Below are 21,453 nucleotides of genomic sequence, written 5' to 3'. Positions count from 1 at the left end.
TGCCAGCTGCATAGGTCGAACCGCCGCCAAGTGCTGCTGCCGTCGTCGTGCCAAGTGCATCGGTTGATGCGGTATTGGCTGCAACTGTCTGGTTGGTCGCAAACAGCTGCGAGCCATTGATGGCTTCTAGACTAGATGCACCAACAATTCCTGCCGTTAGATTGGTGATTTTTACACCGCCCGCTGGAGCACCGGTTCCGCCCGTTGCACCCAGTGTGATCGTGTTGCCACCTGCCGCATCATACTTCACTGCGACATTAGCAACATTGGTGATATTTGTGTTGAGAGATCCGAGAGCACTGGCAACTGTGGTCTGAGCGCCGCCGCTACCAACCATACCGGTAGTGCTCACGGTGCCGATTGTCTGACTAAAGCCACTTAGTGCTCCGGTCGCCGAATTGTAGCTCGCTCCACCGCCCAAGGTAGTTGCAGTGCCGGTGCCCAGAGCACTTGTTGCAGTGGCAAGTGTCGCAATATTTTGATTTGTCGCGAAGAGTTGGGCAGCGTTAACCGCATCGGTACTCGAAGCAGCGAGAGCGCCTGCCGCCAGATTGGAAATTTTTACGCCACCGGCCGGCGCCCCTGTGCCCCCCGTTGCACCGAGTGTAACGGTGTTACCCCCCACGGTATCGTATTTCACAGCAATATTAGCCGTATTAACGACGTCTGTATTGAGCGCGGTCAATGCTCCTGCAACTGTTGTTTGTGCAGTCGGCCCTGTCACGGCGCCGGCAGCACTAACCGAATTGACAGACTGGCTGAAGCCGGAGATGTTTCCGCTTGCAGAATTGTAGGTTGCTCCACCGCCGATAAGGCTCGCAGTTGTCGTTCCCTGAGTATTAACACCAGTGATAACGGTATTCAGCTGCGAACCATTGACGGCGTCAGTGCTAGTAGCAGAAATAACGCCGGCAGCGACATTCTGGAGTTGCCGTGCGGCGCTTCCGGTACCAATCGACACAACACCATTTGCGGCACTAGCAATGCCCGCTGCCGTTCCGCCATACGCTCCTGTCGCCCCTGTATGTGGTGCTGTGGTTACGCTGCCGGCACCGAGCGCGATACTATTGCTCTGATTACTTGTCGCGCCGAGGCCGATCGCGACGCTATTTGTTGCGGCAGCAGCCACCGAAGCTCCATCACCGAGCGCAACTGAGCTGGCACTCGCCGCGACGGAACGCACGCCTAAGGCAACCGATGAGGTACCCGTTGCCTGTGCGCCACCTGCAGCGCCATAGGATGAAGCTCCACCTAAGGCCAATGCATTCGTACCGGATGCAGTTGCTCCCTGGCCCATCGCAATTGCTCCGTCCTGAGACGCGGTCGATTGCAAGCCGATAGCGACAGAAGATGTGCCTGATGCGAGTGAGTTAATACCAACTGCGAAAGCGCCGCTGCCTGACGCAACAGTTGCAAAATCCGCACGTGTGCCGATTGCCATGGAATGAAGGCCCGTTGCGCTGGCACCTGCACCAATGGCCGTTGAGACGGCGCCAGCATTTGCCGTTGAGCCTATGGCCGTTCCGCCCAAACTAGTCGCCTGCTGACCTATTGCTACCGCATTGCTGGTGCCAGAATCATTTCTCGCCGTTGCACCTGAGCCGATCACAACAACATTGTCGCTGGTCGCGATGCTGTTGGCACCCACAGCAACACTATTTGCGCCTAATGATTGGGAATTTAAACCGGACGCAACGGAATTCGTGCCCGTTGCGCGAGCGTTGAAACCAAAGGCGGATGCCCCTACGGTATCAGCAATAGAAGTAGCACCAATCGCCGTTGCATTTAGTGCACTTGCGGTTGCTCTGCGTCCGAGAGCTGAGCTATTCTCACCAGTGGCTAAAACCTGTCTTCCTATACCGGTAGAATTCAAACCTGTGGATGTTGAGTCATCGCCAATCGCGACACCGAAATTGCTAGCTCTTGAGCCTGTCCCCGCTCCGATTGCTATCGAGTTTGCCCCGCACGTTGCCGGCGATGACGCTCCGGTACCTGTGGCCGAACTGCCATTAATAGCGTCGATCTGAACGCAAGTCCCAGCAAATGCAATCGTGGTAGATAAATCTACTGAAAAAGCTGACAAGAATGTTAACCCAAACAAGCCAGCCAACGCTGAGTACTTCCGTCCGGAACTGCGTACTGATTCGAACTGAAAGGAGCCGAGAGCAAGTCTCAATAAAGGTCTACCACAACGGCAGCATGTTGATACACCATCAGGTTCGGAAGACGTGACCGAAGTAGGAGCTTCTCTAGTTAGCTGAAAATAGCGCCGAGAAACCGTTTGCCCGGTACCAAGATTACCCAATCCAAGGCACTTCCTGCTCAAACCAAGCACGCGATGCGCCAGTCTTAACACTGCCATCAATCGCCGACGCAACGAGCGATCCGCACCGCGGTTTTTGATCCAGTTGCTTGCAAAATTTTCTCTGCCACCGGGTCGCTTTGTCGTGCTGAGCAAAATAGCCATATTACTCTCCCGTTTTCTGGCCATTGGCCACGATGGTAATGATCTCAGAATTATCTACCGAAGCAGGGAACGCTATTCCTTGTTCGAGTAGATTGGCAGCATGTTTTCCGCCAAGCAATTCGATGGACTGCGCAGCTTTTCGAAGCCATGCATTTGATTCTGCAGGCACGAAATGCATTGCGTTCTTGATACGATCTGGAGACAATTTAAGAGAAAGTATCGAGTGACAAGCCTCTATATGAATGGCCGGATTATCTTCGTTGTAAAACGGCAACGTCAGTCCGAGTACAAATCTTGCAAACAGATAATCATGTTCGTGAGAAGACAGCTTCAAACTATATCTGGTTTCCAGCGCAGTCCAAACGGCTTCAGCTTTCAACCCAATAATTTCGTTCTCAGGAAATGCATGGACGTTCACCATGTAAGTTCAATTCCCATTTCTTTTCGATTGAAAACAGCGAATAACGAAGCCGAGGCCACCATTGACGATGGGATGTTTTGTGCTCAGGGATTTCTCAACAACTAAGATGTGCCTGAAGTTTTGCATCATCTATTGCGCCGCCGTCGCAACGGAGATCACGATACAGCTTTTATTAGTAGGTAGAAGCATGGCTTCACCGCTATTATCGCCAAGCGTGTAGACAGCGATTTGCCCGAGTTCCTTGCTCAAAGCGCTTCCTTGGGGCAAAGTTTTCGTAACATCTGCACAAGTTTGGGGAAACGGAGCAACCCGAACCATCGTGCCTTCACAAAGGGTTCCATTTGGTGTTGCCATCACCACACCGGCAGCGGAACCCGAATAATTATCGGACTTATAATCAAGCCCGACGAGCGACAGCACACTGTGGCGATCAGGTTCAGCTTCATTCCACTGTGTCTTGACGTTGTATTGTGCGCCTTGCGTCAAATACTGCCCCATAATTGGAAAAACCCTGGAACAAGTGCTGAGGCCTGCTTGCTTAGAATGAGCAAGAAATGGCGTATCCGCGAGAGCCGCTTTCGCGCTGCTTTCGGACACGGCCATTCTGTCGAGCAAGTTCGAGATAGCAGGATACTGCAGCGCAATCCCGCCAGCCACAGCAAGAACAACGATTCCAGCAATCGAATATCGGAGTATGCTACGCTGCATAAAAATCGGCATCCTGGAACTAACTGACTGCGAAATTGATTCGCCCCCGACTTCATGAGCAACACTGGAGCGCGTCATGATGCGATCATGAATAGATAGCATTTTTTTCTCAGTGTCGTCCAAGCAATCACCCCGGAATAGTTCAATTCACAAAAATGAGGATAATGTAGAATAATCGTATTAACAATGCTTACTCTGCTTCAAATCCAGTAGCGAATAATCCCCTTGCTGTTTCTCGAAGAAGCCATCAGATGATTGGATAATGTCATAGCTATCATAACTAAATCAATACAAATTTTGCTGTTGACAGAAAACGTTGAAACACTAGATTCAATTAGACTTCATATATATATATCGGAAAATGCCTATTTGGCTCGGTTGATTACAATCATGACTTGCGGTTTCGTTGCAGCGGCAGCATTTGGAAGTGGCGTTTACGTGTCTCGAAGTATTGGAACTGGAGGTGTAGCGGAATCGAATGCTCAAACTGAAACCTCTGCAAGCCCATCAAGAAATTCTGGCAACCTAGCACCCGACAACGCTACGACCGCGATTACATCGGTCACGAAACAGGCGCGTGAATGGGGAATAAAAAGCTGCGAACCGCAGATTCGACAGGTATCTCAGTTCTTGACCGCGAACACTATTTATTCTGCGCGTTCGTCGAAGGGGAACAGCGCGGCCGATCAACAGATGTTTTCGGCAGCAATCGTATCGAAAGATAGGAATACTGGTTTGAGCAGTTGGTCGGGTATTTCTGTGGCGCCAGTAATCGCGGGCGGCTGCAATACGTCGTACCGAACCGTAACGTTTCATATTGATGATTGCGAAATTACGCGTAAAAAGTACTATCCAAGTTTTACCGTTAAGGAAGATTTCGGAAAATTAGCTGAGCTATTTACAATGGAGAATAAAAATACATCTATTTATCAGATTCCGACTGTTGGCGACGCATGTCTAACAATTAAAAATCAGACTTTTTATTAGATTACTGTTTAATTAGCGTCCGTCCGACGGTTCAGATGTACCGGGCTCACGTCTGAATGCGGCCAGTCGCAATCGGCTTCTATGCCCTTCAGGAGCAAGCTCTCCCGACGGACATACGCCTTTGAAGTAGGATTTCTGCCATTTGTCTTTGGATGCCTGGGATTCTTTATCGCCAAGGCTTGTATTGAACTCACTACGGCTCTGGGACCAGGTTTGGTACTCTTTGTTGAGTTCAGGATTTTCTGACAGGTTTCTAATGATTGGGGAAAAATCTTCAAGCTGTTCGCGTTGAACCGGGAAAATGTGGCAGAATGGTTCTCCCGCATCGAAATGAACTCGTGCTCCGGGACGGGTAAATTGCCAGTTCATCGTGAATGTATAGGGCGACCAGTTCGTCTCAACGAGACCGGTTAACGGCGCAATAGCATCCTTGGGCCGGTTGATTGGACCTGTTACAACAAGATCGAAATCGGGTGGCGTTTTGAACAGACATGGAATGTGGAACGTTAGAATACCGTTGCCAAAATGGCTGATGGCCGGAACAGGCTTATCACCTTTGCCCCTGATGTGAATTGCATCAAGCGCTCGTCGGCCCGTCCAGATCGCTGAGAACGCGGTGGGACATAGGATCTCCCAGCCGTGCGCGTTGGCAATATTCAGCGGCAGACAACGATAAGCGAAGCGTTCTCCGGTTGCATCCATCCAATCCCGCTCCAGTGGAGCAGGACGGATAAGAAGTTCTTGGCCATCAAGAACATAGGCCGTCAGCTCTTTCATTCCCGCAAACTACCACTCGGCGCGGAGGCCAAAATATCCTCCAACTGACTGTTTCTTGTCACCACTTACATTCGTTGAATAGCTGGCAGCCCCATAAAGACTGACGGTCTTGTTGAGACGCGTACTGAGACCGCCGCCGATTTCCAACTGCGTTCCCTCCACGTCAGTAACGACATCTCTTGAATTGAACGCTACCGTGTCGTCTGAACCAAACTGGTGCCAGAGATTGACATTCAGGAATGGCTGCACGGGTTTTCCGTTCAGTTCCAGATTGCCTTCGAGACGTGCGCCGAGTCTTCCAACGACACCATTTGAAGCATCATAATCGATGCTGGAGAAACGGTCGTTTGTGTCATCCAGATCGACACGCTGCCAGATCGCCTGAATTTGCGGCTCCAGCGTCCATTGATCGGTCAAGACGATAGGATAACCACCCTCAATCGAAGCAAGGATTGCTTTGCCGTCGATGTCGGCCCCAATGCCACGTGATGAAGTGGCATCACCGCTGATCCATGTATGCATGGCAACGGCATCGACATACCAGCCATTCGAACCAATATGGGTCCAGTAGGCACCAAGGCTGTTGCCATCGAGGTCAAGCTCTCCAACGTTCCACTGGTTACGTCCCAGCGAATTGCCTTTGACGTCGCCGGTTGCGTTGGTATGGGCAAAGAACAGACCAGCCCGATCCTGACTGCCGTCATCATGCCTCGCGGCAATGATATCGAGGCCTGTCTGAATGCCCCAGATATGACCGTCAAACTTCGGTGCCATGTCATAGCTCAGACCACTGATCGAAGTGTCGGCCTTCTCCTTGTATCCTTCACCGAACACGCGTGCCCACGCGGCAGTCAGGTTACCTTGACTGTTCAGCAAATACTGATCGCCCTGCCGTTCGTGGAAGGTTCCCAAAGTGGCCATTCCCATCTGGCGCACGACCGAAGGCACAACCGTATAGCCTGGAATTTCCGGGCGAATGTTCGGTGTTCCGCCACCCGTGATTGGCGGCGGGGGCGGAGATACCGGGGGTGGCGGCGGTGACACTGGCGGTGGCGGTGGCGAAACCGGTGGCGGCGGAGGAGATACCGGTGGTGGTGGCGGAGATACTGGCGGAGGTGGTGGTGAAACCGGTGGCGGTGGTGGGGAGACTGGCGGCGAAGTCGGCACCTCCGAACGCAGGAACCAGTCATTGTCGTTATCTACATTTGGTGTGACGCCACCGCGATACAGCCAGTATTCAAATATGCCAGCGGCGACCGGGTCGCCAAGCGTGAAGGCTCCCGTCGTTGTCGTCGCGCCTTGATCAGCATCAATGACCCGGATGCCGTCAGCAACCGTCTGATCGCCAGGACCGTTGACGTTGGTGACATAGATCGCACTCGTGCCGGAGCCTTCTGCCCCAGATCCTCTGATGACCAGTTGGTCTGATGGGGAATCGTCGGTTCCGAGATAGGTTTGAATATTCAAACGCCCACCCTGACCGACATAGTCACCAAGCACGACAAAGCGATCCGTCGTGTTCGTATTGTTATTGGTCAGATCGATAGTCCCGGCATTGTTAACGGTTACCAGTTGACCGGATGTAAACGGTGCGACCGTGTGCGTGCCATTTCCGGCCAGAACTGTACTGGTCGCGTCAATCGAGAGAGAACCGGTTCCGGTACCTGCATCCCCCATGGTCAGTGTGCTGTAATTATTGAATGTAAGCTCAGAATGGTCGATGAGATCAAAGGTCTCCCAGTGCGTAATACGCGCTACGTCACCGCCCGTGGTTCGCTTCCAGACCAGATGATCGTTACCAAGCCCACCTTCGATAGGCAGATAGCTACCCAGATTGTCTTCGCCCGTCCCCTGGGTCAGACCAAGGAACTCCGCATAATCGTCACCTTCTCCCATGTCGAACATGCTGAGAATTTTGCCACCCGACCACAGCACGACATCGTTGCCCGCATCCATATGCAGGCCGCTTGAACTGGTGCCACCGGAGAAATATCCCTGATCGTTGCCGTTTCCTGCATTGATCGTACCGTTGATGGTGCCGCCGAGCATGAATATGACGTCGTCGCCATCGCCCAAGTCTATGATGTTCTGGACGATGTCAGTCCCCGTGGTACCCTCAGGACGGTTGAACAGGATGTCATCGCCACCACCAAGCAGGATGCTGCCATTGATCGTTCCGTTATTGTCGATGATCTCTTTGCCACTATCGCCCGTCAGCGTGCCATGAATTGTGGCTCCGGCATGGTTCTCAACACGATCAACGGACGTGCCGTGCATGGCGAAGTTGGCATCCATCACACCATAATTGATAACCTCGTTCCGGTCACCGGTCAGCGTAAGTGAGCCGCTGACCTGTCCGCCTGCATTATTGACAAAACGGTTGTTTCCCGTGGCTTCCAGCGTCAGGCTCGCATCAAACGTACCGTTATTGGTTACGGTGTTCTGAGCGCCTGTCATGCTGACGGTTCCGGCGATCTGTCGACCTGCTGCAAGTGTCAGGGAATTGGTGCCGGTCCCCGTTACGGTAACGTTGCCGTTCAACGAGCCGTCCTGAAGCAGATTGAACGTCGTATTGTTGGTAGCATTAATACTGCCGTCAATCTGACCATAATTGTTCAAGTCGTTATTACCAGGACCGGTAATGGAAACGTTGCCTTCCAGCGTCGCACCGCTTTGCACATTCACGACCAGTGACGTGCCTGGCGTATTTGTATAACCGCCATTCACGAAGCCTGTGCAGTTCACAATGCCGCCAACTTCGACACAGTCGGCCCGCGCTTCCGTGCGTGAGAAGCCAATTATCGCAAGTGATGCCACGGATCCAAGCAGCGCCAGGCGAAGTCTCGTTGTAATCTCGCAGTTCGAAGGGAAAATCAAACCCGGTACACGACGGCGACCCGTTGGCATCCCCTGATCGCTTATGCTTCTGACAGCTCGTTCCGCATTTCCAGACATCAGAACCCCTCATGATTCGACTATGGTCAATGCAATAAAACGTGAAACACAAAACCCGTCAATCAGATCTGCAGATGTTTGCAGGAACAGAGGGCATATGGAAGTAAGAATTTGTATAATTGCACGAAAGAAATTCATGTAGTTGCATACGTCAACCTGAAATGCTCCGGTCACAATGATCTATTTACAACGTTAGCTTGCCGGTTGAATTTTTCGAATTGAGAACGAGAGTTTGGTCTGACGACGAAGCGCTATCCCTGAGCGAGGTTCTCTATGGGCCACCAAGAAGATACTGCTGGCAATGAAACCGGTAGTTGGGAGGCAACCTTGCATCCTCCTTCAGAAAATGCGCGGCAATCAGGAATCGACTCGCACTGCATCCTTATTGCCGCTTTCGTTAATACTGCCCGCCTTGGTCTTCAAATGCTGGATGAAATTCGAAATCGCCGCGAGTGTCGGAGCGTCGAGCGTCCTCAGCTTGTCGTAAATCGATTTCGTCATCTCTGCTTCTTGGGCTGTTTCACCGAACAAATGCGGTGCGACCGGATAGAGCAGTTCCATCGGTGACGTATCCAGGACCTCGCAAAGATGGATCAGCCGGGCCACCGTCAGTTTCGACGTCGCTTTTTCGTAGCGCGACAACACCTGATGATGCAGGCCCAGCAAAGGCGCCAGCACCGTTCGGGGCATCTCGCGAATTTCGCGGAGTTCGCGGATCTGCGAACTGATCAGTTCTTCAATCTCGCCGGTGAGCGCCATAGGACCGAAGCTCACTTTTCTATAAATGGGCTTCTGTATTTGCGGGTCATCGACCTGTTCAAGCCCTAGAGTATCAATCCATTCTTCTAAAGTACGTCCCCTCATATCTCCTGCCAAACGTTGTTTCATTCTTTTCATGGGTAAATCAATGTACCCGATTTGGCTAGCTAGATGCACTGAAAAATCACGTCATGACCGAATGGTATGGGCACGTCGCTGCGCGACCGGCGCTCTATGCCTTAGGCACCAAACCCGGCATTCTACCGGTTTCCGCCCATACGGGTTACGATCGCACTCGTGCAAGCCGCTTCGCGGCTCAACAAAAATTCAATAACCGAATTGGCTATCTCTTGTTTACACGGGGTAGGTTCAGGATACGTGTAAAAACCGGTCACAAGGCGTTTTTCTGGCCTAATCGGACGCGCTTTGTGATCTCCCCGACGCGGCCGCGGCTTACCCTTTGGCCGATTTTCTCATAAATTTTGCGAATGCTGAGATCGCTAGAGGCGGCAAGGGTTTCGATTTCGTGGATCAGCCAAGGTGCAAGCGGAGGGCGTCCGAGATGCTTGCCGCGCGCAGCTGCCGCTTTCATGCCGGCGGTGACGCGCTCGCTGATCAAAGAGGATTCCAGCTCGGCCATCGCGCCAATGATCGTGAACATTGCGCGCCCCATGGGACTTGCGGAATCGATCTGATCCTGAACGCTGATGAAGCGCACTCCGAGATGATCGAATTCCTCGAGTGCAGTCAGAAGGTGGCGGGTGGAACGGGCGAAACGATCAAATTTCCAAACCAGAACGCAATCGACCTCCCGGTTGCGAACGCTCGCCATCAGCGCGTTGAGCCTGGGACGTCCCTCGCGACGGCCTGAGACGGCGATGTCGCAGTAATCTCCGACGATTTGCAATCCTGCACGATCAGCATAACCGAGAAGGCCGTCATATTGCAGATCCGGCTTCTGATCGGGTGTCGAGACACGCAGATAGAGTGCCGCGCGGTTTTTGGGTTGCATGCGACGGCGGCTCCGTCCGGAAATGTCTTCCTTTTCGGACAACGAATCGCTATCTCCTAACGCCTTCATTTTACGCATGTTTCGCCACCCCTTCGGCGCACCCTTTTCTGGACACCTTATGACAGCTATTGACCGTACCGCCTACCCGCGCTCTGGAGAATGTCTCAGTCGGGAGGAACTGCAGCGCCGGTACTGTCTGAGTGAACCCGATCTTGTCTTCATTGACGGCAAGGCCCGTGGAACTTCTGGTCGCCTGACATTGGCAGTGCTGCTGAAGGCGCGCCAGGATGTGGGGTTCTTTCCCTCGCCGGGTGATCTGCACGCGCAGACCATCGCGCATCTGGCTTTGCAGCTTGGGTTGGAGGGGCCGTCGTCGCTGATCACTGAGACGACCGGTGCCAAGACGCTCTATCGTTATCGCGCGGCAGTACGCGCGTTCCTCAATGTCTCGCCTTACACCGACGCAGGTGAAGATCTGCTCACGGCTGTCATAACGGAAGCAGCGACAACGATGAGCGACCCGGCTGATTTGATCAACCGGGCGATTGAGGCATTGGGTACATCGTCGATTGATCTTCCAGCCTTCAGCACACTTGATCGGCTTGCCAATCATCTGCGAACCCGGATCCATGCGCAAATATATGGTCAGGTAGCGGCGCGACTGGGGCCGGGACCTGCCGCAATTTTGGATGAGTTGCTGGTTGTCCCGCCGGGCACCGTGACGACGAGCTTCAATCGTCTCAAGCAAACACCCGGCCCTGCGCGGCCTGAAACGATCAAACTGTGGACGGAACGGCTCGCGTGGCTGACCAGCCTGCTTGATCCCGATCCACTTCTGGAGGGTATCACTCACACCAAACGCCGCCAATTCGCAGCCGAAGCCCGCAGTATGGAGGTGAGCGACCTCTTGGATATCAGGCGATCTGGCAAACGGCACACTCTGATCCTCTGCCTTGTCCAGCAATCCCGGGCGCAGTGTCGCGATGAGCTGGTCGAAATGCTGCTGCGCAGGGTCCGAAAAAACCAGGCTCTCGCCAAGGAAAAGCTGAAGGCGCTGCAAGATCAGCATCGAGAGATGGAGGAAAAACTGATCGCGGTCCTGGGGCAGGTGCTGGAAAGTGCCAAGGATAGCGCCAACGATGCCGATGCTGGCCATCGAATCCGGATGGTGTTGGATGAGCGGGGTGGTCTCGATGTGCTGTCCGAACAATGTCAAACGGTTACGGCTTGGCATCACAACAATGACTTGCCGCTGCTCTGGCCAATCCACGCGAAAACCCGCAGCCTGCTGTTCAAGGTGATTGAACTGCTGGAAATCCGCTCGACAACGCAAGACCACAGTTTGTTGGAAGCTCTGAAAATTGTCATCAAACACCGCAATGCCCGGCGTGATGAACTGAGCGGCAATATCGATCTCTCTTTCGCCTCGCAGCGATGGCAGAACTTCGTAACAAAGCGCTGCAAGGGGCGCACACTGCTGGATCGCCGAGCGCTCGAAGTCTGTGTCTTCGTTCATCTGGCCGACGCATTGCAGGCGGCCGATCTCTTTGTCATCGGAGCGGAAACGTTCGACGATTATCGCACCCAGCTTTTGTCCTGGCCTGAATGCGCAGAGTGTCTTGCAGACTACTGCGATGCCCTGGGATTGCCACCGAGCGGTGAGGATTTTTCCGGTCATTTGAAGGAATTGTTGGCGCTCGCTTCCACTACTGTGAACACCGGCTTTCCGGCCAATACGGAATTGACCATTGACGCGGACGGTGTGCCACATCTTAAACAGCAAAAGGCTTCCGGCCAACCCGATGGCCTGCCCGCCTTCGAAGCGGAAGTCCATGCGAGGATGCGCGAACGACATCTGCTCGATATTCTCAAGGATAGCACCAGCTGGACCGCCTTCACGCGCCATTTCGGTCCGCCATCAGGCGCTGAACCGAAACTCGCAAGGGCGCTGCAGCGCTATATTCTCACTGTCTTCGGTTACGGCTGCAACCTTGGCCCTGTCCAAACCGCCCGACATGCACCCGGCATTGCCAGTTCCGACACCCTGCGTCGACTTAATGCCCAACATATTGATGCGGCCAAGCTCGAGGCTGCAATGACTGATTTAATCAACGCCTATGATCGTTTCGAATTGCCGAAACTGTGGGGTGCCGGACAAGCGGCTATCGCCGACGGCACGCATGTACCGCTACGCGAGAACAATCTCCTGGGAGCTCAGCATATCCGCTATGGTGCCTATGGGGGCATTGCCTATCATCACATTGCCGACAATTATGTTGCTCTGTTTACCACTTTCATTCCCTGCGGCGTCTGGGAAGCCGTCCACATTCTGGATGGGCTGCTGAAAAACCGATCGTCGATCCGGCCTGACATTCTTCATGCCGATACCCAGGGCCAGAGCGAACCTGTGTTCGGTCTGGCTCGTCTCCTCGGCATCAAGCTCATGCCGCGCATGCGCAATTGGGGCGATACCGTCTTCTACCGTGCCGACAAATCCATCCGTTATTGCCATATCGACGATCTCTTTACCCGCGACATCGACTGGCGACTGATCGCAACACACTGGCAGGACATGATGCAAGTCATCCTCTCCATTCAGGCTGGCCTCGTCCTGCCGTCGATGTTGCTGCGAAAACTCAGCTCGCACAACCGCAAAAACAGGCTCTACCAAGCCTTCCGGGAAGTCGGTCGGGTTGAAAGAACACTGTTCTTGTTGCGCTATATCTCGGACCCGCAGATCCGGCGCTCCATTCGCGCCGAGACGACGAAGATCGAGTCCTACAACGACTTTCTCGACTGGATTACCTTCGGCGGCCCAGTCATCAAGAGCGGCGATCCGGTCGAGCAGGAAAAACAGGTCAAATACGCCAGCCTGATCGCCAACGCTATCATGCTATCCAATGTCGAGGACCTGACCAGTGTCCTTTCCGCCATGGCGGACGACGGTATTCGCGTTACCCCCGACTTGGCCGCCTCTCTCAGTCCATATACCCGAAAACAAATCCGGCGCTTCGGAAAGTACTCTCTCGACATGGAGGACTTGCCGGAGCCACTGGTTCCTGCCCCGCTGCCCTTCGAAATTCCTCTGTGACCGGTTTCTACACGTATCCTGAACCTACCCCCGAAGGGCTCGAAGGTCTGACTAAGCGCCGCAACGAGCTCAACCAGGCCAGCCCTTTGTTCGCCAACCGAGACTTCAAAAAAGCGAAGAAAGGTGTCGACGAGGGGCAGGCGACGCACGCCGTGGACAAGGTTGTCCGATGAGCGTGAATTCGTATCTGGTAGGCCGGGCGTCTTCCGCAGTCCTTTCGGAGGACGAGCGAAAATCGATCAACACCTCCATCGCGACGCTAGGCACCCGTTTGGATAGCTGGTTCCAGGTTGACGGCGACAAGCTGCAGTCTCACTTCCGGTTCGGGTCCCAGACGAGGGGCACGATCCTTCCGCGGCGCGACGATCAGAATTCAGACGTTGACTACATGGTCGTCTTCGGAAAAGGAGGTCGGAAACCTCAGAGCTATCTCGACCGTCTAAAAAAATTCGTGGAGGGAAAGTACAGCACCTCGGAAGTTTATCAGTCCAGCCCGACTATCGTACTGGAGCTGAACCATATCAAGTTTGAGCTTGTCCCAGCGCTGCACTATTACGGTAGTACCTACCAGATTCCGAACGGGCCGAACGACTGGCAGTCGACAAGCCCGAACGACTTCAATGCGACGCTGGAGGAGAAGAACAACAGCTATCTGATCAAGCCGACCATCCGCCTGGCCAAAATCTGGAACGCCGCGAACGGCTACGTCTACAACTCATATCTGTTCGAGAAATGGATCTGCGACCAAAGCTTCTTCTTTGCCAGCAATCAGCGTGACTATCTCTTCACGGTGTTCGACAATCTTCCCGCGACGCAAGCAGCGGCATGGTGAAACGAGCGCATTAATCGGGCGAAGAAACTGGTGGCCGAGATCCGGGAGAACGAGGCGCAGGGATACCCATACCTTGCCGAGGCAGACGCCAAAAAGCTCATCCAAAAATAACCTCTCGCTCCTGATTTCGTCCACTGCTTCCGGAGCGGCCAGTCTACTTCCCACCCCGTCTTGACTTTGCGACTGCGTGGGGCGTCACGCGCTCCGCACGTGTACTACTAGATTGCGACTAATCCCTTACTGAGCCATCCAGGACGTCCAGCGCTTGATTGCCGAGCCGTGACGCTCGCACGACCCTGTAGACCAGTTCAGGCCGTAGAGATCGGCAATGATGGCACCGAGCTCGCTGGCCGGAAGGCCGGGATATTCTATTTCGGCCAGACTGCTCTTAAAGGGCTCGATTTGCACGAGGGCCTGCCGCACAAGCATTGACGTCGGCATGTCGTCCTTTACATGATCTGCGATGCTTATCTCGCCATTCTGCTGAACGATCAGTCCAAGGGTGCTTGCAGCGAAGACCGCGTTTCGAAGACCTTGGCTCTCCGCTTCCTTCTTGGTTTTGCAGACACCGCTCCTGACCTGGTCAACGAGTTCGATCACGCGCTCCGGCGGTGCGGCCGCCCGGAAAATATCGACTTCGCTGATGTTCGCCACTCGCTCGGCGGATTCCATAATGTCGAAAACGGGGTCGCCGAGGACGAAATGCATCCCGTTTTTAGACAGGAGACCGAAGTGCCAGCAATACGCCAGGATACGGCGATTGTACTGCTGCAACGTCTGCTCATCGATGGAAAGGAAGGCGTACTCCGGTGCGGACGCCGTGCAGATTTCCGCGAAGGTCGCCCCGCCCTGCGCGGCAATGAGCTCTCGGGCCTTGATGAAGATGCAATTGCTCAGCAGGAATTCGATGATCTTGGCCGTCGCCGCCGCCGAGTTCTCGAAAGCTCTTTCGAAATATTGCTCCAGACGGTTCGACCTGACGATACCCATGTTGACCAGGTCGCGGACGGCGTTGTCGGTCGTCGTGAGACTGAGATTCAAGCTCGCAGCGAAGTGCTCGTAGTCGAGCCGGTCCGCTCCGAGCACAGTTTTGAGAATGCCCCTAATTCGACGGACCGAGATCGTCGGGATGTATGTGTTCGGAAGCTGAGGCACCTCGTTATAGAGGATGTAGTCCCGGAAAATGTCCCAGTAGAGGTTTAGCTTGCCACCTGTATTGATGACGAGCCGCTGGTTCACAAGCGACGCGACGTTGTCAGCACCGTACTTGTCCGCCGCAGCTCCGTATTCGACAGGAGAGTTCTGGGCAATGAACCGGATAGCCCGGGTCTGGGCCTGCGACAGTTCCTGGAGATCGTTGTTGAAGAGCGTCTCAAGGCTCGGGAGCGATCCCAACGGTCCCGGATCACGGCCGGCCTTGGCATCTTCGATATAATGGCGCACCAACTTTTTTAGGAGCCACGGGTAGCCCGCGTAGTTTTCGACGATGAACTTCGAAATGTTGTATTTCAGGGCCTGCTTCGACTCGCGTTGTGCAAGTACGATAAAGCCATCCGCATCCTCTCGTGCGAACCTGTCGACCACGAAATCCTTTCGACGATCCGAAAGCGAGTGCCACAAGTGATATCCGGGATAATCGGAGCCGACGGTACCATCCGTTTTCCAGGAAAAGCCGATAGCGAAAGGCGCTCGCGCTTCATCCGCTGCCAGTGCCAAGTCTCGCATACGGCTGAATGCCGCGCTGAGCTCGGAGCGATGGATGATTTCCTCGAACTGATCGAAAATCAGGCAGACTACCGCGTTCTGCGACTGGGCCTGCGCCAGAAGTTCATGCACTGCCGGATCGTTGAACGGGTTCGTCTCGATCTTCGGTGTGCTACGGAACAGCGGCCCGGGCGATATATACTGCTCGGCGGCCTGCAATGCCCGCAACATTGCCAGATCGGCGTAGTACGAAGTCTTCGCAGCTCGGCAATCGACCGGGAGAATAAAAATCTTATCCTTCCGTAGTTCGTCGGCGAGCTTCAGCGCGAGGCTGCTCTTTCCCCAACCAGACTGTCCCTTGATGCCGAAAAGCCTCGAGGAGGTCTTACCTTCCCGGATGCGATTAAAGAAATCCCGTATCTCGTAAATCAGTCCCTCTCGACCCACGAAGTCTACAGGTCGCGATGGGCGATAATCGCTCCATTCTTCGCCGGGGATAACTTCGACGACGGGCTGTACATCTTTGCTTGGAGGACCTTCCACGTGCTTGTGGTCTAGCCAGCTCGCCTCGGGATACGGAAAATCCGTGTTGGCCAGTTCCGGCAAGTCTCTTGGTTTCATCGGAGACCCGTCACTAGCGCCCCAAGCCAGAAGACCCTTGAGTTCCCTGTTAGGTGTCCACATCGGGACAGCCCAAATCTCTCGTCCCTCCAACAAGCAAAGGAAAACCTCGGCAGCCCCGTTGCTGCCCGGCAACGCCGGAAGTTCGAAACCCTTGGCGTCGACTAGAAGTGTCACCAGTTCATGCGGCGGGAAGAATTTGAAAACGTTCTTCCCAGCTTTTGCGTTGAACCTGTCCAGTCTCGCCTGAGCTTCCTTCCCGATGTCGGATATCGAAAAAATCCAGCCATGGTCGGCCTCTTCAAGACTGACATCACTGTGGAGCTTGTTAACCGAGTCGGTTTGGACAGTTTCCGCGCGCGCCTTGCATTCGACAATCGCGCTGTCGCCAGAAAGCCGGTTAAGGCATTTGAGGTCTATTTCGCTACCCGCATCACGAACACGCTCTTTGACAACGTAGCTCTGATAGGTGAGGAAACGCCCGACAAGCGATTCAAGAAGACGGCCTTTGACTTCCCGAAAGTCGGAGCGGCTCTTGTCTAGCGGGATGGTTATCTTGAACTTCGAATCGTGGTCCATGCTGCAACTGGAGAGGAGCGAATCCAAATGAGGGAGTCTTGAGTTACCACTTCCCAGCGAAAATAGACAGCTAATCTCTCGCTTTACTACTCTCAAAAGTAGCTATCCGAAAGTTTCGATAGAAATACTCGACGGACCGGGGACGGGCAGACCGTAACTGATCCACCCGACCTCGTGACGTTCTACCGATGATGGTGGCGTCGGTGGCGGCATGAAGCTCTTCTTTGGAGACCTCATCTGCAAGTTCGACCAACCGTAGGCCACCTTCAACAACATCCAGCCCCCCTGAATCGTGATTATCCGCTTTACGAAGGAGATTTCCGACAAGGCACAATGACCGCAGTTGGCGCTAAGGCGACGAAACCCTTGTAAGAAACGATGTCCGCTTCCCGGCGCGCGCAACCAAGCGCTCAATGGCTGAGATGGAGGCGCCAAACGGTCCGACTGCTTTCAAACCATCTGTCACTGGACGAATTTATGCTGGCGGATAATTCGGTGACGGCGGTGTCGCGAGGGTGATCAGGTTACCGTCGGGATCACGCACTGGCGCCAGCGTTGAATAGTCGTCTGGCATATCATCACCCAGCATGATCCCCACGTCACGCAACTGTTCTCGTTCGGAGGCAACGTCGTCGACGATCAGGAAGATCGTCCCTCGCCCGGCGATTTCATTATCTGTCGAAATCCCCCCTCCGGCCTGATTGAACAGCTCCCACTGAACGAGTGTGCCCATCGGTCTGTTGTCCGGTCCGCGCCCGAACAGTTTCGTATACCAGGCTTCGGCAGCTCCAAGGTCCGCGGTCAGCAAGAACTTCTTGCTGTGACATTCGTCGTCTCCGCAAATGGAAGTGTCTTTCGAGCCTGCCAGCCTAACATAAAGCACTGCTGAGACCGAACGACCCGATTAACCGGTCAGGGTTGGTAGCATGCAACGAGGCACGGCAGCCGACGGATGGACGCAGAAAATCACGTCACAAAGGGCATGATATCGACGCCGTCGCCTGGAAATACCGTGATATGCGGATGGTCTTGAAACAGCTTTGCCGCAGCCTCCGCGGTTTCAGCTTCCACCACCAGATAACCGCAGAACGGATTTGTGGCTTCCGCTATCCCCTGCTTTGTCACACGGGTTGTCTTCCCCACCATGCCGCCGCGATCAAGGATGACAGCGGCATGGCGTTCTTCCCATGCCGCCCATTGGGCTAATCCTTCCGCATCGACCGCATCCTGTTCGGTTTTAGGCAACCGTCGAAAGGATGCGAGGTCTTCAGGCTTCATCGTATACACAGCAAGAAATTTCGGCACCGGTATTCCTCCCTGAACTTTAAACGCCGTCAGTCTAGCTTTGCTGCGCGGGAAATAACACCGCGTCGATCCTGGCGAAGCGATGCCGCACCGCGTGCTTTTGCATCGGGACCTCGGCATGATCGAGCGACGAACAACAAATTCCAGCAGTAGTTCCCGGATCGGGCAAAGGCCGTGAGGACTTCCGATAGGGGTCGGAACAAGATGGGGTGGTTGCCGCCCTCCCCAGACGGCATCGCAGTGTGCCAGAGTTGTGATCCTTAAAGGTCACACAGCGGAGAGGACGGCAAATGAAGAATATAATGATCGGGGTTGATCTGGCAAAAAATGTTTTACAGCTCCACGGGGCGTCAATGACGGGCGAGGTGCTGTTTCGCAAGAAGTTGTCGCGCGGGCAGTTTCTGCGTTTCATGCAGAGCCAGCCGACGGCTGTTGTCGTCATGGAGGCTTGCGGCAGCGTCCACTACTGGGCACGCGAGTTGATGTCGCTGGGCCATGAGGTCAAGCTGATCGCACCACAATATGTGCGCCCTTTCGTGAAGCGTCAGAAGAACGACGCTGCTGATGCGGAAGCGATTGTCATTGCGGCACGACAGCCGGAAATGCGTTTTGTCGAACCTAAAACACCGGATCAGCAAGCGCGGGCTGTTCTATTTCGAGCGCGAGAACGCATTGTCCATCAACGCACGGAACTGGTGAACGCGCTGCGCGCAATGCTCTATGAATATGGGCATGTCGTTCCTGTGGGCCTCGGACACGTCAAACGGTTGGAAGCCATATTGAACGACGCGGCTAGTGACCTCCCCGATCTCGCACGCGAAGAAGGCCATGATCTCTTGGCACAAATCGGTGAAAAGACCGTCAGAATTGACAACAAGACCCAGAAGCTGGCCTCTCTCGCCAAGCAGACCGATGTGGCGCGGCGTCTTCAGACTATGCCGGGTATCGGGCCGATGACCGCTGTGGCGGTCGAAGCTTTCGCGCCAACGATGGAAAACTTCAAATCGGTGCGCAACTTTGCCGCCTGGCTTGGCCTCGTGCCGCGACAGTTTTCGTCCGGCGGCAAGGAAAGGCTGGGTAAGGTCTCGAGGGCCGGCCAGGTCGACATTCGTCGGCTGCTGATCATCGGTGCCATGGCTCGCGTGAATTGGGCGAGCCGCAAGGCAACATCCACCGATCCCTGGATGATGCGTATGCTTGGAAGAAAGCCCCGAATGCTGGTGGCGATCGCGCTGGCGAATAAGATGGCGCGTATGATCTGGGCCATGCTGACGCGGCAAGAAGATTATCGGAATCCGGGGTTGCCGGCGGCTGCATGAATGCAGCTATCGTCAATGTCGGCCAACAGGTGTGAGAAGTCGATGACCTGAATGGGCGCAAGATCGAACGATCCGGCTCAGGAAAACCAGTACTGCTCTTCGAGCTCAGAGCTCGTGAACAAGATTTGGACCTGATCCGCTGATCACCATCCCGGCCAGCGGTCGCTGAAAACGCCGCAAATGAAGGCCTGACAGAAGACCGCATTCGATCACACGTTCAAAAGGTAAGAAACGACTTGCACAACGGGCGGCAACCACAGAAGAGCAGTGCAAAATCGTACGCTCACATGAGCGATTTAGGTTTTCCAGGCGCGTTTAGACTACCCCACGGACGCAATTCGTCAATTTCATGTAGCCTGTGCACGGTGCTGGAGACGCCGGTCCGAACCGATGGTTATCATACTCTCATCCGCGGGTTTTTAACCGCCTGACCATATTCGATGCGGGCTTGTCTCTCTCTAAGAACGGCACTTTTTCTAACAGTCGCTTTTACGATGCAGCTCTTTATTCTTTTGGACTGGCGCTGATTTCAGCGCTTGTGAACGGCGTTATTGGCACATTGGCTGCAATCTATGTCGTTCGTTTCGCACCACCGCGATTCACCAACAGCCTACGAATGCTGATGAGCGCACCATTAATGGTACCAGAGATACTGAAGGCAATTGCGCTCTTGTTCGTCTTTTTCGAAATCGGCATCGATAACAACTGGTCGATTGCAATCCAAGTCGGACACATTCTGGTTACCTTTCCCTATGTCTTTTTGAATGTAGCTTCGGCTCTGTTCAATTTTGACCGATCTCAGGAAGAAGCCGCACGCAGTCTTGGCGCCGATGGCTGGCTGACTTTTCGGCGCATAACACTCCCATCGATCAAACCTGGCGTCATCACCGGATGCCTGTTTGCGTTCGTGATTTCGTTTGACATCTTCAACATCTCTTTGTTGCTGAAATCGGTGGAGAGCAATACGCTGCCGCTGGAGTTGTTCGACTATCTGCGTTTTGATTTCGATCCGATCGCCGCAGCGGTAGCAACGGTCAGCATCATAATCGCCTGTGCCGCTGTGCTCATGGTGGATCGCACAGTGGGGCTCAGGTCGCTGCGCTTTTAATTGCTCGCAGGGTTCAAGAATGATCTTTGCGCAATCAAACGCGAGTTAGCTCGAGTTTTTGCTGTAGGTCTGGATTCCACTGGTTTGGTTGTGGAGGAGAATTGGCGTCCTGCAAGCTTGGCCTCGTTCGATATCAGTTAAATGATATGAAGCGTTACTTTGTCCAACTGCCAGTCTGTACTAATTCTGGGCACGGTAAATGATCAACGAACTTTCAGCTGTGGAAACAACGCCATTTGACGAGTGGGACAGAAGCGAATTCTTTGAGGTTCTTTGTCAAAAGTACGTGGCAAACGAGCTCGACCCCAGGACAAATCAATCCCTCCGCAGTCTTTGTAAGATGATTACAACACCGGCTCCGTCATTGAGCAAGAAGTAGTCTTAATAGTCCATACCTGCAGGAGTTCGACTAAAACCCGGTGAGCCGTAGAACGGCGTCACCTATGGTGTCAATCTCCGACATCCAAGCGAAAAAAGGATTGAATATACTCCTGGAGGGATGTTTGCCCTCTCACTGGCTCATCGCTTGTATCTGCCTTTCCGTCGATCAGCTTGCCAGTCATACACGCATAGGACGCCGCAGTTTTTACCGAAAACCCAAACTGCTCGAACGTCCCTTTCAGCGCGTCCCGTGAAATCTCCAGAACTTCGACTTTCCGGCCGACAGCATTGCTGAATGCATCGTGAGCGCGACGAACAGCCCACTGCTTTCGGCGTTGACGGGATCGCAATAGCACTTTCTTTCAGAACTTCTGTTTTGCCCGCTTCGGCATAAAGTAGGTTCGGATATTGACGAGTGCTTCGGCGA

At 54.0% G+C, this 21,453-nt stretch carries 16 protein-coding genes and 2 pseudogenes; 6 read left to right on the top strand and 12 right to left on the bottom strand.

Annotated elements, in window-relative coordinates; genetic code table 11:
- From ACYSN1_RS21570 to ACYSN1_RS21555, 4 genes and pseudogenes are all read right to left on the bottom strand, one after another.
- Positions 1-1,648: beta strand repeat-containing protein (locus ACYSN1_RS21570; RefSeq protein WP_461727543.1), on the bottom strand; the 1,648-nt coding region annotated here is incomplete at its 3' end.
- 33 nt (positions 1,649-1,681) lie between these two features.
- Positions 1,682-2,362, bottom strand: a pseudogene (locus ACYSN1_RS21565) (hypothetical protein); the annotation flags it as partial.
- A 106-nt stretch (positions 2,363-2,468) separates the two neighbouring features.
- Entirely contained in the window at positions 2,469-2,888 is a 420-nt protein-coding gene (locus tag ACYSN1_RS21560; protein ID WP_461727542.1) for a hypothetical protein, read from the bottom strand.
- A 129-nt stretch (positions 2,889-3,017) separates the two neighbouring features.
- On the bottom strand, positions 3,018-3,719 hold the full coding sequence (locus ACYSN1_RS21555; protein ID WP_461727541.1) for a hypothetical protein: 702 nt from the start codon (positions 3,717-3,719) through the stop codon (positions 3,018-3,020).
- A 132-nt stretch (positions 3,720-3,851) separates the two neighbouring features.
- Here ACYSN1_RS21555 and ACYSN1_RS21550 point away from each other — a divergent pair, with 132 nt between their 5' ends.
- Positions 3,852-4,583 carry a hypothetical protein gene (locus ACYSN1_RS21550; protein WP_461727540.1) on the top strand — a complete coding sequence of 244 codons (732 nt, stop codon included), beginning with the start codon at positions 3,852-3,854 and terminating at the stop codon, positions 4,581-4,583.
- A gap of 12 nt (positions 4,584-4,595) precedes the next feature.
- Here the strand turns inward: ACYSN1_RS21550 and ACYSN1_RS21545 are convergent, their stop codons facing one another.
- The 4 genes from ACYSN1_RS21545 to ACYSN1_RS21530 all read right to left on the bottom strand — a co-directional run bounded on the left by ACYSN1_RS21545 (position 4,596) and on the right by ACYSN1_RS21530 (position 10,086).
- Positions 4,596-5,360 (bottom strand): DUF6065 family protein, encoded by a 765-nt coding sequence (locus ACYSN1_RS21545; RefSeq protein WP_461727539.1) that lies wholly within the window; start codon positions 5,358-5,360, stop codon positions 4,596-4,598.
- A gap of 9 nt (positions 5,361-5,369) precedes the next feature.
- On the bottom strand, positions 5,370-8,177 hold the full coding sequence (locus ACYSN1_RS21540) for an autotransporter family protein (protein WP_461727538.1): 2,808 nt from the start codon (positions 8,175-8,177) through the stop codon (positions 5,370-5,372).
- Positions 8,178-8,672: 495 nt separating this feature from the next.
- Entirely contained in the window at positions 8,673-9,212 is a 540-nt protein-coding gene (locus ACYSN1_RS21535) for a helix-turn-helix domain-containing protein (RefSeq protein ID WP_461727537.1), read from the bottom strand.
- 253 nt (positions 9,213-9,465) lie between these two features.
- Positions 9,466-10,086, bottom strand: coding sequence for a recombinase family protein (locus ACYSN1_RS21530; RefSeq protein ID WP_461727536.1), 621 nt, complete (start codon positions 10,084-10,086; stop codon positions 9,466-9,468).
- 118 nt (positions 10,087-10,204) lie between these two features.
- Between ACYSN1_RS21530 and ACYSN1_RS21525 the strand changes: the two genes are divergently transcribed.
- The 3 genes from ACYSN1_RS21525 to ACYSN1_RS21515 are packed head-to-tail and all read left to right on the top strand — an operon-like array spanning position 10,205 to position 14,009.
- Positions 10,205-13,177 (top strand): Tn3 family transposase, encoded by a 2,973-nt coding sequence (locus ACYSN1_RS21525; RefSeq protein WP_461727535.1) that lies wholly within the window; start codon positions 10,205-10,207, stop codon positions 13,175-13,177.
- Complete coding sequence (locus ACYSN1_RS21520; RefSeq protein ID WP_461727534.1) at positions 13,174-13,350, top strand: hypothetical protein; 177 nt, start codon at positions 13,174-13,176, stop codon at positions 13,348-13,350. The genes ACYSN1_RS21525 and ACYSN1_RS21520 overlap by 4 nt, the downstream gene beginning before the upstream one ends.
- A complete protein-coding gene (locus ACYSN1_RS21515) occupies positions 13,347-14,009 on the top strand; it encodes an SMODS domain-containing nucleotidyltransferase (protein WP_461727533.1) in 663 nt (220 codons plus the stop codon). Before ACYSN1_RS21520 ends, ACYSN1_RS21515 begins: the two co-directional genes overlap by 4 nt.
- 237 nt (positions 14,010-14,246) lie before the next feature.
- On the opposite strand, the gene ACYSN1_RS21510 is transcribed toward ACYSN1_RS21515, so the two are convergent.
- The 3 genes from ACYSN1_RS21510 to ACYSN1_RS21500 all read right to left on the bottom strand — a co-directional run bounded on the left by ACYSN1_RS21510 (position 14,247) and on the right by ACYSN1_RS21500 (position 18,218).
- Positions 14,247-16,913, bottom strand: a complete 2,667-nt coding sequence (locus ACYSN1_RS21510; protein WP_461727532.1) for an ATP-binding protein — start codon at positions 16,911-16,913, stop codon at positions 14,247-14,249.
- Between the two features lie 475 nt (positions 16,914-17,388).
- Positions 17,389-17,721 (bottom strand): VOC family protein, encoded by a 333-nt coding sequence (locus ACYSN1_RS21505; protein WP_461727531.1) that lies wholly within the window; start codon positions 17,719-17,721, stop codon positions 17,389-17,391.
- Between the two features lie 158 nt (positions 17,722-17,879).
- Complete coding sequence (locus tag ACYSN1_RS21500; RefSeq protein ID WP_461727530.1) at positions 17,880-18,218, bottom strand: hypothetical protein; 339 nt, start codon at positions 18,216-18,218, stop codon at positions 17,880-17,882.
- A gap of 290 nt (positions 18,219-18,508) precedes the next feature.
- On the opposite strand from ACYSN1_RS21500, the gene ACYSN1_RS21495 reads away from it, so the two are divergent.
- Both ACYSN1_RS21495 and ACYSN1_RS21490 read left to right on the top strand, forming a co-directional pair.
- On the top strand, positions 18,509-19,537 hold the full coding sequence (locus ACYSN1_RS21495; RefSeq protein WP_461727529.1) for an IS110 family RNA-guided transposase: 1,029 nt from the start codon (positions 18,509-18,511) through the stop codon (positions 19,535-19,537).
- 358 nt (positions 19,538-19,895) lie between these two features.
- The gene (locus ACYSN1_RS21490; protein ID WP_461727528.1) at positions 19,896-20,645 is read left to right on the top strand and encodes an ABC transporter permease; all 750 of its coding nucleotides are present in this window, start codon (positions 19,896-19,898) and stop codon (positions 20,643-20,645) included.
- Positions 20,646-21,388: 743 nt separating this feature from the next.
- On the opposite strand, the pseudogene ACYSN1_RS21485 reads toward ACYSN1_RS21490, so the two are convergent.
- Positions 21,389-21,453: pseudogene (locus tag ACYSN1_RS21485) on the bottom strand (UPF0149 family protein); the annotation flags it as partial.

The organism is Brucella sp. LJL56, from assembly GCF_054871705.1.
This window is presented reverse-complemented; position numbering and strand designations above follow the sequence as displayed.